Genomic DNA, 16,625 nt, shown 5'->3' on the forward strand with positions numbered 1-16,625 from the left:
GCGCTGCGGGGTGAGGTCGGGCACCACGCCGTGAGGGTCGTGGGCCGAGGCGCACTCACCACAGGGACATGGAGCGGGTGAAGATCCCCGCGACGTCGTCCTCGGTCACCTCCCGCGGGGAGGTGGCCAGCAGCCGCTGCTGCTTCATCGTGCCCTCGACCAGGTCGGGGACGTCGCCCTCGCCGAACCCGACCGCGGCGATCCCGTTGGGGATGTCGATGTCGCGCATCAGGTCGGTGAGCACGGTGGGCAGGAACTCCGCCGCGTTCTCGGGTTCCCCGGCGTTGGGCGCGAGCAGCTTCGCCGCGCGGACGTGCCGCTCGGGCGAGGCCTCGAAGGTGAACCGGAAGGCCTCCGGCGCGGTCAGCGCCACCGACATCCCGTGCGGCACCATCGGCTCGTCGGCCGGGTAGTCCTTCGGGTGGAAGTCCTTCACCTGCCCGGCGATCGGGTAGGCGTTGGCGTGCGGGATGTGCACGCCGGCGTTGCCGAAGCCCATCCCCGCGAAGGTCGCCGCCATGGCCATGTCCGCGCGCGCCTGGACGTCGTCGCCGTGCCGCACCGCCCGCCGGAACGACCCGGCGAGCAGGGTCAGCGCCTTCTCCGACCACATGTCCGAGATCGGGTTGGACCCGCAGTAGGGCACCCGCTGCTCGGGGGCCTTGCGGTCGTAGGTGGTGTACCAGCGCGCCGTGTAGCTCTCCAGCGCGTGGCAGAGGATGTCCATCCCCGAGGCCGCCGTGACGCCGGGCGGCTGGGTGAGCGTCAGGTCGGGGTCGATGACGGCGAGGGTGGGCCGCAGCCGCGCGTGGCTGATCCCGCTCTTCACCCGCTGCGCGATCACGTCCATCACGCAGATCGTGGTGCTCTCCGACCCGGTGCCCGTCGTCGTCGGGACGGCGACCAGCGGCTTGAGCGGCTCGGACGGCGCCTGCCCCTTCCCCACCGGCACGTTGACGTAGTCCATGAGCTCGCCGGGGTTGGTGGTCAGGAGGTTGATCGCCTTGGCGGTGTCGATGCTCGACCCGCCCCCGACGGCGACGAACGCGTCCCACGGCCCCGAGGAGCGCGCGTCCTCGATCGCCTGCGTCAGGCTGACGTCGGTCGGCTCGACGTGCACGCCGTCGTAGACGCGCGCCTCGATGTCGAAGCGGGCCATCTGGTCGGCCACCCGCTGGGGCAGCCCGGTGGCCGCCACGCCGGGGTCGGTGACCACCAGCACGCGTCGCACGCCGTACCGGCTGAGGTCGAAGCCGATCTCGTCGGACGCGCCGCTGCCGAACTTCAGCTGCGGCGCGCCATAGGTGAACACGGACTCGGGGCTGGTCATGGCGCGCTCCTCGGGCAGGCGGAGGGATCCGGTTGCAGGGATCGTTGCACCCGCCTTGTGGCGGGGACCACAGCGCGGCAGGGTCGGGTGCACGCGCCAACCGTTCCCCTCCGTCTTCCCCTGGAGCCACCTGTGACCGCAGAGCCCGAGACCACCGCCGTCCCCTCCCTCGACGACCTGCTCGCCGACTCACCGTCCAACTGGGGCAAGTGGGGTGACGACGACGAGGTCGGCAGCCTGAACTACCTCGGCCCCGAGCAGGTGCTCGCCGCCGTCGGCCTCGTCCGGCAGGGCAAGGTCTTCACGCTGCAGCGCCTGATCGGCGACCCCAAGGGCGATCCGGTGTGGCCCGGGCGCACGCCGGCCGAGCGCACCCAGATCCTCGACGAGTCCACCTGGGACTCGCCCGACGCGCCGCAGTACCCCGGCGGCCTGCACTACGCCGACGACAAGATCAACGCCTTCCTGCAGGGCTCCACGCAGTACGACGGCCTGGGCCACGTCTGGTACGGCGGCAAGATCTGGAACGGCTTCGACGCGCGGACCACGGTGGGCGGCCTGGACAAGGCCAGCGTCGAGCCGATCGCCCAGCGCGGCGTCGTCGGCCGGTACGTGCTGCTGGACATGGCCCGCTTCCGCGGCAAGCCGACGCTGGACAAGGGCGAGACCTTCACCCACCAGGACCTGCTGGAGTGCGCCGCCGCCCAGGGCGTGGAGATCCGCAAGCGCGACATCCTCGTCCTGCGGACCAACTTCCTGCAGCTGTTCTTCGAGCAGGGCGAGGCCTTCTACGAGGGCTTCAACGAGCCGGGCCTGGTCTACAGCCCCGAGCTGGTGCAGTGGTTCCAGGACATGGAGATCCCCAACCTGGTCACCGACACGATCGCCAACGAGGTCACCACCGACCCGAACAACGGCGTCGCGCTGGTCCTGCACAACGCGCTCATGCGCAACCTCGGGGTGACCCTCACCGAGATCGCCGACCTCGAGGCGCTGGCCGACGACTCCGCCGAGGACGGCCAGTACGAAGGCCTCTACGTGGCCGCGCCGCTCAAGGTGCACAAGGGCAGCGGCTCGCCGGTCAACCCCGTCGTCCTCAAGTAGGCCGCCGTGAGCGTCTACGACGAGCGGCCCTGGCTGGCCCTCTACGGCGACCAGCCGGCCGACTACGAGATCGAGTTCGACGACGCCCTGTCGATGTTCCGGGCGGGCGTGCAGCGGGACCCCGACGGCGACGCGCTGCGCTACTTCGACGGCACCGTCGTCCGCCGTGAGCTCGACGAGATGACCGACGCGCTGGCGGCCGGCCTGCTGGCGTCGGGCTTCCGGCCGGGTGACCGGCTGGCGGTCTACCTGCAGAACGTGCCGCAGTTCGTCATGGCCATGGTCGCCACCTGGAAGGCCGGCGGCGTCATGGTGTCGATCAACCCGATGAGCCGGACCCGGGAGCTGTCCTACCTGCTCGCCGACTCCGGGGCGACGGTGCTGCTCTCCCTCGACACGCTCTACGACGAGGTGGCGCGCGACGTCGTCCCCAAGACCGACGTGCGGCTGGTGCTCACCACCAGCGGGCTGGACCTGCAGACCCGCGACGACGAGCGGCTGTTCGCCGGCGTGCAGCGCCAGCGGCACGAGGGCACCACCGACCTGCTGGAGTTCATCGCGGAGCACCGCGGCCAGACCCCGCCGCCGGTGACCCTGGGCGCGGACGACGTCGCGTTCCTGACCTACACGTCGGGGACGACGGGCGTGCCCAAGGGCGCGATGAACACCCACCGCAACGTCGTCTTCACCGCGCAGGTCTACCGGGACTGGGTGCACGCCGGGCGCGACGGCGCGATCTTCGGCGTCGCCCCGCTGTTCCACATCACCGGCCTGATCGGCCACGTGGCGGTGAGCATGCTGGTGCCGGCGCCGCTGGTGCTGGCCTACCGGTTCGAGCCGCAGGTGGTGCTCGACGCGTTCCTCGAGCACCGGCCGGCCTTCACCATCGGCGCGATCACGGCGTTCAGCGCGCTGCTCAACGCCCCCGGGTTCAGCAAGGAGCACTTCGCCTCGTTCACGTCGATCTACTCCGGTGGCGCGGCGATCTCCCCGTCCGCCGAGCGCGGGTTCCTGGAGGCCACCGGCAAGCAGGTGCACAACGCCTACGGCCTCACCGAGACGACGTCGCCGATGACGGTGACGCCGTTCGGGTCGCCCTCGCCGGTGGACCCGACCTCGGGCGCGCTGTCGGTCGGGGTGCCCGCGCCCAACACGATCGTCCGGATCCAGGGCGACGACGGGCAGGACCTGCCGCTGGGCGAGGTGGGCGAGATCGTGGCCGACGGCCCGCAGGTGGTGGCCGGCTACTGGGGCAAGCCGGAGGAGACGGCGGCCGGCCTGCCCGGCGGGGCGCTGAAGAGCGGCGACGTCGGGTTCATGGACCCCCAGGGCTGGGTGTTCATCGTCGACCGCAAGAAGGACATGATCAACGCCTCGGGCTACAAGGTGTGGCCGCGCGAGGTCGAGGACGTCCTGGCCGAGCACCCCGCCGTCTGCGAGTCGGCCGTCGTCGGCGTCCCGGACGAGAAGCGCGGGGAGACGGTCAAGGCGTTCGTCAGCCTCAAGCCGGGGGCGAGCGTGACCCCGGAGGAGCTGATCGCGCACTGCAAGGAGCGGATGGCCGCCTACAAGTACCCGCGCAGCATCGAGCTGCTCGACGAGCTGCCGAAGACGGTCACCGGGAAGATCCTCCGGCGCGAGCTCCGGGAGACCTGAGCGGCGCCGGTCCCCGCGGCGGGCGTCCGTCGCGGGGACCGGCGCGGCCGGGCCAGGCGGCCCGGGCGCCGAACGCGCCGGTGCCGACGACGGCGACGAGGACGCCGACGTAGGCCCACAGCCAGGGGTCGTCGGCCTCCACCAGGGGCCGGTACCAGACCACCACCACGAGCTCCAGCACCCCGAAGACGGTGTACGCGACGCCGGCGACGAACTGCCGGCCGAGGTCGCGCGCACGGACGACCAGCGCCGCGGCGAAGCCGAGGGCGAGCAGCCACGCGCCGATCACCTGGGCGCTGAGCGGGGTGACCTCCCAGGGCCAGAAGGTCGCGACGGTCTCGACGTGGTGGTGGACGGCGAGCCCGCCCGCGAAGAGGGCGACGCCCGCCGCGCCCATCAGCGCCCCCTCGACCGCCAGGAGCCCGGTCAGCCAGCGCGGGATCGGCCGCAGCGCCGCCGGACGCGCGCCGCGGCGGATCTCCTGCCCGAGGACCACCAGCAGGCACAGGGCCGGGACGACGAGGTAGACGCCCAGCCACGTCCAGGCCACCGCCCGCGCGACCGGCCCGCCGGTGAGCAGGTGGAGGCGGTGCGTGTGGATCAGCGTCGCGGCGAGGGTCAGGACGGTGAAGACGGCGACCGTGAGCACCGGGACGCGGATCGCGCTCCAGCGGTCCTGCCGGAGCGAGAGCGCCGACAGCACCGCGCCCGCGCCGTAGGCGGCACCGAGGAAGGCGGCGGTCGCCTCGGTGGAGATCGTCCAGGCCCAGTACCGGTCGGCGACGTCGGCCAGCACGAACAGCTGGTTGACCGCGAGCAGGGTCAGCACCAGGAAGGCGGCCAGCAGCCACCTCGTGCCCCGGCGGATCTCCTCGCCGGAGTCCGGCACCTCCGCGTCGACCGTCCCCATCGGCTGCCGCCCGTCGATCCCCCCCGCCACAGGCTGGCGCCTCCCCGCGGCAGCAACCAGGGTCCTGGGTCCCCTGCCGGTCCGGCCCGCCCGGTCAGCGCGCCAGGGGGCGCAGCGTCTCGGTCCACACGTCCCAGCCGAGCCGGACGACCAGCGCCGACACCACGACGAGGAACACCGCGCGGACGAAGCCGGTGCCACGGCGGGTCGCCGTCCGGGAGCCGAGGTACCCGCCGAGCGTGTTGGCCGCGGCGAGCAGCAGGCCCAGGCCCCAGACCACCGCCCCGTGCGGCACGAAGAACGCCAGCGCGCCCAGGTTGGTGGCGACGTTGACGATCTTGGCCTTCGCGCTGGCGTGCAGGAAGTCGTAGCCCAGCAGCGACACCAGGGCGAAGACGAGGAACGAGCCGGTGCCCGGCCCGAGGACGCCGTCGTAGAAGCCGATCACGGCGCCGATCCCCGCGGCCGTGCCGGAGTGCCGGCGGCCGGTGTGCCGCAGCGCCGTCACCTCGCCCAGCGAGGGCCGGAATGCGGTGAACACGGCGATGCCGACCAGCGCGACGACGATCACCGGCTTGAACACCGGAGCCGGCAGCAGCGCCGCCACCGACGCCCCGCCGAACGACGCGGCCAGGGCGACGGCGGCCATGGGCAGCGCCGTGCGCAGGTCGGGGTGCACGCGCCGCTGGTAGGTGACCGCGCTGGTCGTCGTCCCGAAGACCGACGCCAGCTTGTTGGTGGCCAGCGCCTGCACCGGCGCGAGCCCCGGCACCAGCAGCAGGGCGGGCAGCTGGATCAGCCCGCCGCCGCCCACGACGGCGTCGACCCAGCCCGCCGCCAGGGCGGCGACCAGGACGAACGCGAGGATCGACGGCGTCAGGCCGTCCGGGAGCAGCACGGGGACCGAGCCTCCCCCAGCGACGCGGAGACGCAACGGCCGGGTCCTGCGTCGCGGGTCCTGCGGGGACGGCGGGAGGATGTGCCATGGCGCGCACTCGGCAGGAGGGGCCCGCGGCCAGCGCCGCCGGCTCCCCGCACCGGATGTCGGCCCGCGACTGGCGCCGGGTGCTGCGCCGCGTCGGCGCGCAGGTGCTCGGCGAGCGGCTCATGGTCCAGGCGTCGGCGGTGGCGTTCTTCGCGGTGCTGTCCCTCGCCCCGGTGCTGGTCACGGCGGTGTCGGTCTACGGCGTGGTGAACACCCCGGAGGAGGCGCTCGAGGAGCTCTCCGGGCTGGTGCGCATGCTGCCGCCGGACCTGCAGTCGCTGGTCGCCGACCAGCTGACGTCGATCGCCGCCGCCTCGACGCAGGTGCTCACCCTGCGCGGTCTGGCCGGGCTCGTCGCCGCGCTGTGGACGGCGACGACGGCGATGACCTACCTCGTCGACGGCCTGACCCTCGCCTACCGCGAGACCGAGTCGCGCGGCTTCCTGCGCCGCAGCGGCCAGGCACTGGTCCTCGTGCTCGGCGGCGCGGTCCTGCTGGCCGGGATCATCGCGCTCGGCGGGGTCGTCTCCGGCGCCCTCCACGGAGCGCCGGGCCCCGTCCGCGCCGTCGTCCCCGCGCTGTCCTGGGTCGCGGCCGCCGTCCTGATGTCGGCGGTGCTCGCAGTCCTCTACCGGTTCGGGCCGGACCGCAAGCAGGCCCGCTGGCGCTGGGTCACCCCGGGCTCGTCGGCCGCGACGCTGCTGTGGCTGGCCTCGACGATCGGCTTCTTCGCCTACGTGCAGGGCCTCGGCGACTACCAGTCGACCTACGGGTCGCTCGCCGGCGTCGCGATCAGCATGGTGTGGGTCTGGGTGACGGTCTTCCTGGTGATCGTCGGCGCGGCGGTGAACGCCGAGGCCGAGCGGCAGACCGTCCGGGACTCCACGGTGGGTCCCGAGCAGCCGCTCGGGGAACGCGGGGCGGTGGTCGCCGACGACGCGCCGCCCTTCCCCGGCGAGCGCTGAGGGCGCCTACGAGTAGTTCACGTGCACGTGGTCGTAGTGGTTGGCCGTCGTGCCGCCGCGGTCCTCCATCATCGACCAGGAGCCGTTCGGCGAGGACAGCATCCGCTGCTCCCAGATGAGGTAGTCGACGCCGAGCTCGTCCCAGTGCGCCCGGTGGTAGGCGACGATCGCGTCACCGAGGGCGGCGTCGGTCATGACCATGTAGTCCAGGGCCAGGCCCGAGGGGTGCCCGCCGGGGTCGGCGGCGCTGGCGCGGGTGCCGCCGAGGGTGATGCCGGCGGCGCCGGGCACGTTGCTGACGACGACGTTCGCGGCGGCCTGCACCTGCGGCTTGACGCTGCCGGCCGTGTTGGTGATGCGCGCGACGACCGAGGCGGCGGTCGACGAAGCGACGGTCGCCGCACCCGGGGACTGCCCGCCGCCACCGGAGGCGGCCTCCTCGGTGTGCTCGGCCTCCTCCGCGGCGTGCTCCTCGGCCTCCTGTGCGGCGGCCTCCTGCGCGGCGGCCTCGGCAGCAGCGGCCTCGGCGGCAGCCGCGGCCTCGGCGGCGGCCTGCGCGGCGGCGGCCTCCTCGGCGGCGCGGGCGGCGGCCTCGGCCTCGGCGCGCTGCCGGTCGACCGTGGCCTGGTCGGCGGCTGCCTGTGACTGCTGTGCCGCGGTCTCGGCGGCCTCGCGGGTGCTCCGGGTGGCGGCGAGGTCCTCGAGCGGCTGCAGGTCGGCCGGGGCCTCGGCCGGGCCGGCCTGCGCCGGCAGCCCCAGCGCCTCGGCGACGGCGACCGACTCGCTCATCGTCCCGGCCTCGGCCGTGGCGACCGGCTGCGGGCCGACCAGGACGTTGACCAGGACGGCACCGGCGGCGGCCACGCCCAGGTAGATCCCGGGACGGCGGCCGGCGAGCGGTCCGCGGCGGCGGTTGGAACGGTTCACCGGCGCGGCGGCGCGGCCGGACGTGGTGGTGCGGGGGTGCATGGATCCGTCTCTCCCGTCAGCCGCCTACCGAGTTAGCTGACGGGTTCGGGCGGGAAGCAGCCCTACCTGCCCGGACGCACGGGTCCGGTGCGGGATTCACCCCAGTACTGCGGTGGGTCCCCGGCTCGCCCTGAGGGCGACTCGGCGGCGACCGTCCGGGTCCCCGGACGGGGACAGGGCCGGACGGCCTCGGACACGGTAGCTGCCGTTACCCGCCCGTGACAATCGGCGGCCGGGGATCCGTGGCCGGGACCACGTCCGCGTCCGGTCCGCGGGCGGAGCTCAGGAGCGGGCGCGGAGCCGTTCGACCAATCGCGCCGGCGCCTGCACCCACCACACGGTGACCCGCCAGTGCAGGGAGGCAGCCGCCCGGACGCCGCGGACGCCGAGCGCGGCGAGGTCGGACCACTCGGCCGGCCGGGGGGCACGCGAGCGCTCGGGGGGCTGTTCCCGCACGAGGTCGTCGAGGGGCTCGGCGTCCTGGGCCGTGTCCTCCTCCGCGAGCACCGCCGTGTCCTCCTCCGCGGGCTTCGCGTCCTCCTCCGGGGGCTGCTCCGGGACGAGGAGGTCGAGGGCCGAGCGGCGCCGCGGCCCGCGCAGCGACTCGAACGACGGGATCGCCGGGGAGGCCGGGCCGCCGTCGTCGCCGTCGTCGGGCAGCGGCCACACACCCTTCGCCACCGGCTCGGGGACGACGGCACGGATGGCGGCCACCATGGCCGGACCGAGCCCCGGGACGGCGGACAGCTCGCGGCGGGTCAGGGCGGCCAGCTCGTCGACGGTGGTGATGCCGGCGCGGGCCAGCGCGCCCACCGCGCGCACGGGCAGGCCCAGCTCCTGCACGGTCCCCGTCGGCACGTCCCGCGACCTCGTCGGCATGGCGTCAGAACCTATCCCGGCCCGCCGGGTCAGCCCGAGGCGCCCGCCGGGGCGGGGTCCCCGGCCGGGACGGAGGCGGTGGCGCTGCCGTCCGCGTCCGGGCTCGCGGGCGGCGGGGACGATCCGGTGCCGGGGGTGGTGCCGGTGTCCGGCGACGGCGTCGCGGACTCCTCCGGCGTCCCGCCGGTGGACGGCGTCGTGTCCTCGGACGTGCCCGTGCCCGTCTCCGTGCCCGTCTCCGTGGCGGGGTCCTGCGGCGTCCCGGTCGGCGGCGGCGTGCTCCCGCCGGTGTCCTCGGGCGCCGTGCTGCCGGAGCCCGCGTCGCCAGTGGCCGTGGTGCCCGAGCCCGTGCTGCCCGAGCCCGTGGTGTCCGAGCCCGTGGTGCCCGAGCCCGTGGTGTCCGAGCCCGTGGTGCCCGAGCCCGTGGTGCCCGAGCCCGTGGTGCCCGAACCGGTGCTGCCGGGGGCGGCATTGCCCGAGCCGGTGCTGCCCGGGGCCGTGCTGTCCGAGCCGGTGCTGCCGGGAGCCGTGCCGACGCCGGGCGCGGTCCCCGGGATCATGGCGCCGCTCGTCGCGGTGCCGGTCGACGCAGTGTCGGTCGTCGCGGTGCCGGTCGTCGCGGTGCCGGCGTCGGCGGGCGCCGTCCCTCCCGTGTCGGCGGTGTCCGGGGCGGCGCCCTCCGTCGCCGCGGGGTCCGGCACCGGGGCCGCGTCGCTCCCCGCACCGGGCGCCGACGGCGTGGGGGCGGCCACCGCGGTGTCCACCGGGACGGCCACGACCACCTCCACCCGGTCACCGGGAGCGAGCTGGACGTCCACCGGGGACAGCCGCACCACGGTGCCGGGCTCGACGTCGGCCGTCGCCTCGCTGCGCTGGCCGACCGTCAGCCCGAGCGCCGTCAGGGCGTCGACGACCTCGGTCACCGGGCGGCCCACGTGGTCCGCGGCGGCCAGGACGATCCCGCCGGGAGCGGTCTCGGCGCCCTCCGCCGCGGGCGCCTCGCCGGACCGGGTGCTCACGAACGCGATGCCGCCCACGACGAGCAGCAGCGCGAGCAGCGGCAGCAGGACGAGCAGCCGCCGCCGGTTCCCCTCCCGTGGCGGGGACGTGACCGGGGCCCGGCGCGCCGTCGGGCCGCCGTCCCCGTCGGCCACGGTCCCGGGTGCGGCCGCGAGGGTGCCCGCGGCCGGAGTGGCCGCCGCCGCGACCGCGACCGGGGCGGTGGGCGGCACCGGACCGGACTGGTGGGCGATGGTGTCCTCGACCGCGTGCAGGAACGCCTCACCGTCGGGCAGCCGGGCACCGGGGTCCTTGGTGAGCGCGGAGCCGATGAGCTCGCGGACGTCGGGCGGCAGGTCGTCGGGCAGCGGCTCGGGCTGCTCGCGCACCTGCTTGAGCGCGACGGTCACCGGGTTGGTGCCGGAGAAGGCGGCGTGGCCGGTCAGCGACTCGTAGCCGACCAGGCCGAGGGCGTAGACGTCGCTGGCCGGGCTCACACGTTCCCCGGCCGCCTGTTCCGGGGACATGTACTGCGCGGTGCCGATGACCTGGCCGGTCTGGGTCAGCGGCACGCACTCGGCCGACCACGCGATGCCGAAGTCGGTGAGCTTCACCCGCCCGTCAGGTCGCACGAGGATGTTCGAGGGCTTGACGTCGCGGTGCACGACACCGGCGCGGTGCGCCTCGGCCAGCCCGGCCGCGGCCTGGCGCAGCACCGACAGCGCGGCCTGCGGCTCCAGCGCACCCTCGTCGCGGATGCGCGTCGACAGCGGCGCACCCTCCACCATCTCCATGACCAGGTAGGCGAGGTGCTCGCCGGTGCCGTCGTCGGAGTCCTCGCCGTAGTCGAGGACCGTGGCGATGTTCGGGTGGCTGAGCGCCGCGGCGTGGCGGGCCTCGTTGCGGAACCGGGCGAGGAACGTGGGGTCGTCGGCGTACTCGCTGCGCAGGACCTTGACGGCCACGGAGCGCTCGAGCAGCAGGTCTCGCCCCCGCCACACCTGGCCCATGCCCCCGGTGGCGATGAGCTCCTGCAGCTCGTAGCGGTCCCCGAGGGTCTGCCGATCCTGCTCGACCGTGGTCACTGCGCGCTCCGTCCCGTCCGACGCCGCGGGTCCCCGACCCGCTCCCTCCGGCCCCCTGCGGGAGCTGTCGACGCCGTCCCGCGCCGGACGGCGACCACGGTTCGGTGCCCGGCCGGGCGGCTCGTCAACCACCCGGACCCCTCGCGGCCGTTCGCCCGCCCGCGTGCCGGCTCTCGCCGACCGTCGCCCGGTCCGCCAGGATCCCGGCAACCCGCGGCGACGGCGCCGCGGCCGTCTCCGGAGGTCGCCCGTGGACTCGGCCCTCAGCACCGTCGCCCTGCCCGCGGCCCTGGCCGTGATCATGTTCGGGCTGGGGTTGTCGCTCACCGTCGATGACTTCGTCCGGGTCACGCGCCGGCCGCGCGCCGCCGTCGTCGCCCTCGGGCTGCAGTTGCTGGTGCTGCCGGCCCTCTGCTTCGGCCTCGTGACGGCCGTCGGCCTGGAGCCCGTGCTCGCGGTCGGCATGGTGCTGCTGGCCGCCTCCCCGGGCGGGACGACGGCGAACCTGTTCAGCCACCTCTTCCGCGGGGACGTCGCGCTCAACGTCTCCCTGACGGCGGTCAACTCGCTGCTCGCGGTGGTCACGCTGCCGCTGGTCACCAACCTCGCGGTGACCGTCTTCGACCCGCCGGGCGCCGGGTCGATCGGCCTGCAGTTCGGCAAGACGGTGCAGGTCTTCGCGATCGTCCTGGTGCCGGTGGCCCTGGGCATGCTCGTGCGGCGCTCGGCCCCGGCCTTCGCCGACCGCATGGACCGGCCGGTGCGGGTGCTCTCGGCCCTCGTGCTGGCGCTGGTGATCGCCGGGACGGTCGTCGCCGAGCGGGAGAACGTGACCGGGTACCTGCGCGAGGTCGGGCTGGTCGCCCTCGCGTTCTGCGCGCTCAGCCTGCTGATCGGCTTCGCCGTGCCGCGCGCGCTCGGCATCGGCCACCGGCAGGCGGTCGCGTGCGCCTTCGAGATCGGCGTGCACAACAGCACGCTGGCCATCGCGGTGGCGATCAGCGTCCTCGGGAGCGTGGAGCTCGCCGTCCCCGCGGCGGTCTACGGCGTGCTGATGTTCCCGGTGGCCGCACTCGTGGGCTGGGTGATCACCCGGTCGTCCCGGTCGCGGGCGCCGGAGCGCGTCGCGTCCTGATCCGCCCACCGGCGGTACAGCCCGGGGACGACCTCCGCGCCGGCGGTGCCGGCCGCGGCCCAGCCCAGGACGACCAGCCACGCCAGCGGGTCCAGCGGGGTGCAGCCGAAGAACCGGCTCAGCCCGGGGGTCTGCACGACGACGGCCAGCGCGGCCAGTGACCCGGCCGCGGTGACCAGCACCAGTGGGCTGCGGCGCCCGGCCCAGGCGGTCTGCCCGAGCTGCGTGGCGATGAGGGCCGCCAGCCCCATCGTGCTGGCCCGGCGGCGCGGCCCGGACACCCGCCCGGTGGCCCACGCGCCCGTCGCGCCGGCGGTGGTCGCGACGCCGCGGACGGCGACCATGCGGTGGACCGCCTCCGTGAAGCCGCGGTACGGACCGGCGAGCAGCGCGGCCTCGAGCGGGTGCCCGCTCAGCGGTCCTCCGTCCGAGGCCGGGGCGGCCGCCCCCGGCCGGGCGACGGCGACGGCCAGCGCCGGGAACATGTCGGTGAGCAGGTTGACCAGCAGCAGTTGCCGGGTGCCCAGCGGTGCGCGTCCGCCGAACGCGGTGCCCAGCACGGTGAAGGCGACCTCGCCGGCGTTGCCCCCGACGAGGATGGCGACGGCGTCCCGCACGCGGGACCACAGCGCGCGGCCCTCGGCCACGGCGTCGACCAGCCGGGTCAGGTCGAGGTCGGTGATCACCAGGTCGGCCGCGCTGCGGGCCGCGGGCGACTCCGCCCCGGCCACGCCGACCCCGACGTCGGCGAGCCGGATCGCGGCGGCGTCGTTGACGCCGTCGCCGGTCATGGCCAGCGTGGCGCCGGCGCGGCGCAGCGCCGACACCAGGAGCACCTTGTGCTCGGGGGTCAGCCGGGCGAACACCGCCGTCTCCTGCACCAGACGGGTGCGCTCGGCGTCCGACGCCCGCGCCAGCCGGGCGCCGGTCACCACCCGGTCGGCGTCGGGGACACCGGCCTGCGCGGCGATGGCCGCGGCGGTCTCGGGGTGGTCACCGGTGGCCACCAGCACCCGGACGCCCGCCGCGCCGAGCTGCTCGACCGCCGCCGCCGAGGACGCGCGCACGGTGTCGGCCAGCCCCACCAGGCCGCGCAGGGTCAGCCCCGTCGCCGCCGCCTCGAGGTCCTCCGGCCGCTGCGGCACCTCCCGGTCGGCCACGGCCAGCACCCGCAGCCCCTCGCAGGCCAGCTCCCGCACGCGGCCGGCGGCGTCGCCCGCGTCGGTGCACAGCCGCAGCACGACCTCCGGCGCGCCCTTGACCACGAGCCGGCCCTCGCGGAGGGCCGCCGAGAAGCCGCGCCCGGTCGCGAACGGGACGGAGGCCTCGGGCTCCCCTGCGCAGCCCACGCCGCGGTCGCCGGCGGCGGCCGCGACGGCGCGGTCGGTCTCGTGCGCGTCGGTGTCGCCGGCGCCCACCCCGGCCGCCGCCAGGCGGAGCAGGCCGTCCTCGTCGTCGCCGCCGTCCCCGAGCGGCAGCAGCCGCACCACCTGCAGCCGGTTCTCCGTCAGCGTGCCGGTCTTGTCGAAGCAGACGGTGTCCACCCGGCCGAGCGCCTCGAGGACGCGGGCGCTGCGCACCACCGCCCCGCGCCGCGACAACCGCCGCGCCGCGGCCTGCTGGGCGACGGTGGCCACCAGCGGCAACCCCTCGGGCACGGCCGCGACCGCGACGGCGACGCCCGCGCTGACCGCCTCCCGCAGCGGCCGCCGCCACACGACCCCGAGCGCGGTCACCGCACCACCGCCGGCCAGCGTCAGCGGCAGCACCGAGCGGGTCAGCTCGGCCAGTCGGGCCTGGACGCCGGCCGGCGGTGCCCCGCGCCCGGCCGCACGGGTCGCCCGCCCGGCCTGCGTGGCCGACCCGACGGCCACGACGACGGCGCGCCCGGTGCCGGCGACCACGGTCGTCCCGTCGAAGAGCATGCAGCGCCGGTCGGCGACCTCGGCGCCCGGCGTCGCGGCCGGGGACTTGGCCACCGCGAGCGACTCGCCGGTCAGGCTCGACTCGTCGACCTCGAGGTCCTCGGCCGCCAGCAGCCGCGCGTCGGCGGTCACCACGTCGCCGGACCCGACGAGGACCACGTCGCCCACGCGCAGTGCGCCGGCCGGGACCTCCTCGGAGCCGCCGTCGGTCTCCCGGCGGACGCAGGCGTCCTGCTCGAGCAGCAGCGACTCCAGAGCCGTCTCCGCGCGCATCCGCTGGGCGGCGCCGAGCAGCGCGTTGCCCACGGTGACCCCGCCGACCAGGAACGCGTCCGCGGTCTCGCCCAGCACCGCGGTGGCGCCGGCGCCGGCGCCGAGGACGGGGGTGAGCGGGTCGGCGAGCTCGGCGGCGACGGTGCGCGCGAACCGGGCCGGCACCCGGACCGCGGCCACGCCGGTCCCCCGCCGCCACGCCCGCTCCAGCGGCCCCGGCGGGGAGTCGTCGGCCCGGGGCAGCTCCGCCAGCCGGCGCAGGACGTCGTCGGGGTCGAGCGCGTGCCACGGCGTGTGGACCGACGGGGCGGGCGGCGGCCGGCGCGCGGCGCGGACGGCCGTCCAGGTGCCGTCGACGATCGTCACGACCGTCGCCGTCTTGCCCGGTGCGGTCGCCCGGCGCTGGCCGGCGCTCGCCGAGCCGACGGCGGCGAGCAGGCTGCCCAGGACGTTGGCGGTCAGCGCGCTCTGCACCGACCGGCGGGCGACCGCGCGCGCGTCGGACACGGCCCGGACCACCCGGCAGGCGTCGGCCAGGCCCGGCCCGGTCACCAGGTCGGCGGCCCAGGCGGGCGCCCGGCCCGGGCGCACCGGCGCCACGGCGACGTCGGCGGCCAGCAGCGCGGCGGGGCCGGCGGCCGCGACGAGCAGCACCCCGCGCCCGTCGGCCTGCTGCCGGCGGACGACGTCGGCCGGCGACTCGTCCGCGGGCGCGACCTCCTCGGCGATCCCGGCGATCTCGCGGGTCCCGGCGTGCTCGGTGAGGACCAGCCGTGCGCCGGTGCCGACGGCGGTGGTCAGGAGCGCCTCGGCGTGCGGGTCGAGCTCCGGGGCGACCAGGACGGTGCCCACGCGCCGGCGCCCGGCGTACAGCGTCCGCAGCGACGCTCCCGGCGCGTCCGGGGCCTCGCGCGGGTCGCCGAGCCGGGTCCCGTCCGCGCTGTCCCCGGTGGCGAGCAGCCGGGCAGCGGTGGTCCAGACGGCGGCGACGTCCCACCCCTCCGCCTCGGCATCGGCCTCGAGCACCACCGGCGGACCGGTGCACAGCGCCGCGCCGTCGACGACCACGCAGTCGACGCGGTCGAGACGCCGGTAGGCCGCGCCGTCGAGGGGCAGGACGCCCGTGCGGCACATCTGCAGGTCCAGCGTGGCGGCGAAGGACTCCCGGCCCTGGAGGGCGGCCCTGGGCGAGAGCGCCTTGACCAGGTCGGCGGCGCGGCCCGGCCGGCCGGTGAGGGCGAGGACGGTCAGCACGGCGGCCGTCGTCGTCGGGCCCAGGCGGGAGCGGTAGCGGTCCACCCTGCCGGGCGGGAGCGGAACGGGCCGCTCCCCCGCGTCGGCGGCGGGACGGGTGTCCTCGGGCTCGATCCCGTCCGGCTCGGGCCGGCACAGCTCCTCCTCGCGCAGCCGCCACGCCTGGCGGCGCGCCCGCACCTCGAGCACGTGCTGCAGCGAGGCCACCGCGTTGAGCGCGGGGACCGTCGGGCTCTTCGTCGCGGAGTGCAGGACCGCCGAGAGCCCCTCGAGGGCCAGGCGGGCACCGAACCGGCCGACCCGGCGGGTGAGCAGCTCGGTGATCCAGTCCTGCGTGTCGAGCAGGACGACCGCGAGCGTGGCGTGCCGCGACAGGGCCGGCACCGGCAGTGCCCGGGCGCCGAGGGCCGCCGCGACGCCCAGCGCGTCCACCGCCAGCGTGGTCGCCGCGGCCAGCAGGGGCTCGAGATCGGCGGGGTGGTCGGCCGGCTCGGGCAGGACGTCCCGGCGCTCGTCGGCGTCCTGCAGTGCGCGGACGGTGGTGACGACGTCGTCCACGCCCACCCGCCGCTCGTCGACGGCGACCAGCACCCGGCCGAGGACGTCGTTGACCGTGGCCCACCTGACGCCCTCGAGGCCCTCGAGTCGCCGGCGCAGCGACCGGCTCGCGTCGGACGGCGCGCCGGGTGCGCACTCGGGGAGCTCCACCTGCACCAGGCCGGAGTCCGCCCACACCCGCGGCGTGTGCCGGTCGCCCTCCGGCTCGAACATGCCGGTGGCGACCCGCGCGAACTCCCGGAGCCGGCCGGTGGGCAGCGGGTCCGCCCCGGTCAGCAGCGTGCCGGCGGCGCGGATCCCGGAGACGGCGCCCTGGGCGAGGTCGACCGGCCGGCCGGCGACCCGGGAGGTCAGCCCCTCCGCCGTCCGCACCGCGGCCCGGGTCGAGGCGCCGAGCAGGCCGGCGGTGACCAGGGCCGGCGTGGCGGCGGCCTGCACCCCCGCGCCCGCGAGCCGGACCACGTCGGACAGTGCGCGCCGGGCGGTGGGGGCCCGGTGGAGCACGCTCACCGGGCACTCACCCGCCCGCGCGCCGCCTGTCGTCCGCTCATCGTCCGCCCCCTGCGACAGAGACCTCAAGCGTGCACCGAGACGCGAT

General features: G+C 76.1%; 11 protein-coding genes and 1 riboswitch. Of the genes, 4 read left to right on the forward strand and 7 right to left on the reverse strand.

Annotation, left to right across the window (positions count from 1 at the left end; all coding sequences use genetic code 11):
- Positions 1-55 precede the first annotated feature (55 nt).
- Complete coding sequence (locus tag BM414_RS05465; RefSeq protein WP_093578440.1) at positions 56-1,330, reverse strand: hydroxyacid-oxoacid transhydrogenase; 1,275 nt, start codon at positions 1,328-1,330, stop codon at positions 56-58.
- A gap of 132 nt (positions 1,331-1,462) precedes the next feature.
- On the opposite strand from BM414_RS05465, the gene BM414_RS05470 reads away from it, so the two are divergent.
- Together BM414_RS05470 and BM414_RS05475 are read left to right on the forward strand one after the other, a co-directional pair.
- Positions 1,463-2,434 (forward strand): cyclase family protein, encoded by a 972-nt coding sequence (locus BM414_RS05470; protein ID WP_093578441.1) that lies wholly within the window; start codon positions 1,463-1,465, stop codon positions 2,432-2,434.
- Between the two features lie 6 nt (positions 2,435-2,440).
- Entirely contained in the window at positions 2,441-4,090 is a 1,650-nt protein-coding gene (locus BM414_RS05475) for an AMP-binding protein (protein WP_093578442.1), read from the forward strand.
- On the opposite strand, the gene BM414_RS05480 is transcribed toward BM414_RS05475, so the two are convergent.
- Both BM414_RS05480 and BM414_RS05485 read right to left on the reverse strand, forming a co-directional pair.
- Positions 4,050-5,030 (reverse strand): hypothetical protein, encoded by a 981-nt coding sequence (locus tag BM414_RS05480; RefSeq protein WP_093578443.1) that lies wholly within the window; start codon positions 5,028-5,030, stop codon positions 4,050-4,052. The genes BM414_RS05475 and BM414_RS05480 overlap by 41 nt on opposite strands.
- A gap of 64 nt (positions 5,031-5,094) precedes the next feature.
- Positions 5,095-5,898, reverse strand: coding sequence for a sulfite exporter TauE/SafE family protein (locus BM414_RS05485; protein WP_093578444.1), 804 nt, complete (start codon positions 5,896-5,898; stop codon positions 5,095-5,097).
- Positions 5,899-5,984: 86 nt separating this feature from the next.
- On the opposite strand from BM414_RS05485, the gene BM414_RS05490 reads away from it, so the two are divergent.
- Positions 5,985-6,950, forward strand: coding sequence for a YihY/virulence factor BrkB family protein (locus tag BM414_RS05490; protein WP_093578445.1), 966 nt, complete (start codon positions 5,985-5,987; stop codon positions 6,948-6,950).
- 6 nt (positions 6,951-6,956) lie between these two features.
- On the opposite strand, the gene BM414_RS05495 is transcribed toward BM414_RS05490, so the two are convergent.
- From BM414_RS05495 to BM414_RS05505, 3 genes are all read right to left on the reverse strand, one after another.
- A complete protein-coding gene (locus BM414_RS05495; protein WP_245784512.1) occupies positions 6,957-7,919 on the reverse strand; it encodes a VldE C-terminal domain-containing protein in 963 nt (320 codons plus the stop codon).
- A 5-nt stretch (positions 7,920-7,924) separates the two neighbouring features.
- Positions 7,925-8,076, reverse strand: a riboswitch (cyclic di-AMP (ydaO/yuaA leader).
- Positions 8,077-8,201: 125 nt separating this feature from the next.
- Positions 8,202-8,777, reverse strand: a complete 576-nt coding sequence (locus BM414_RS05500) for a DNA-directed RNA polymerase subunit alpha C-terminal domain-containing protein (RefSeq protein WP_175551431.1) — start codon at positions 8,775-8,777, stop codon at positions 8,202-8,204.
- A gap of 50 nt (positions 8,778-8,827) precedes the next feature.
- Positions 8,828-10,882, reverse strand: a complete 2,055-nt coding sequence (locus tag BM414_RS05505) for a serine/threonine-protein kinase (protein WP_245784513.1) — start codon at positions 10,880-10,882, stop codon at positions 8,828-8,830.
- Between the two features lie 250 nt (positions 10,883-11,132).
- Between BM414_RS05505 and BM414_RS05510 the strand changes: the two genes are divergently transcribed.
- Positions 11,133-12,017, forward strand: a complete 885-nt coding sequence (locus tag BM414_RS05510) for a bile acid:sodium symporter family protein (RefSeq protein WP_093578733.1) — start codon at positions 11,133-11,135, stop codon at positions 12,015-12,017.
- Here the strand turns inward: BM414_RS05510 and BM414_RS05515 are convergent.
- On the reverse strand, positions 11,924-16,537 hold the full coding sequence (locus tag BM414_RS05515; RefSeq protein WP_245784514.1) for a cation-translocating P-type ATPase: 4,614 nt from the start codon (positions 16,535-16,537) through the stop codon (positions 11,924-11,926). The genes BM414_RS05510 and BM414_RS05515 overlap by 94 nt on opposite strands.
- Between the last annotated feature and the right edge of the window lie 88 nt (positions 16,538-16,625).

This window comes from Geodermatophilus amargosae, assembly GCF_900116515.1.
In the GTDB taxonomy this organism is placed as follows: domain Bacteria; phylum Actinomycetota; class Actinomycetes; order Mycobacteriales; family Geodermatophilaceae; genus Geodermatophilus; species Geodermatophilus amargosae.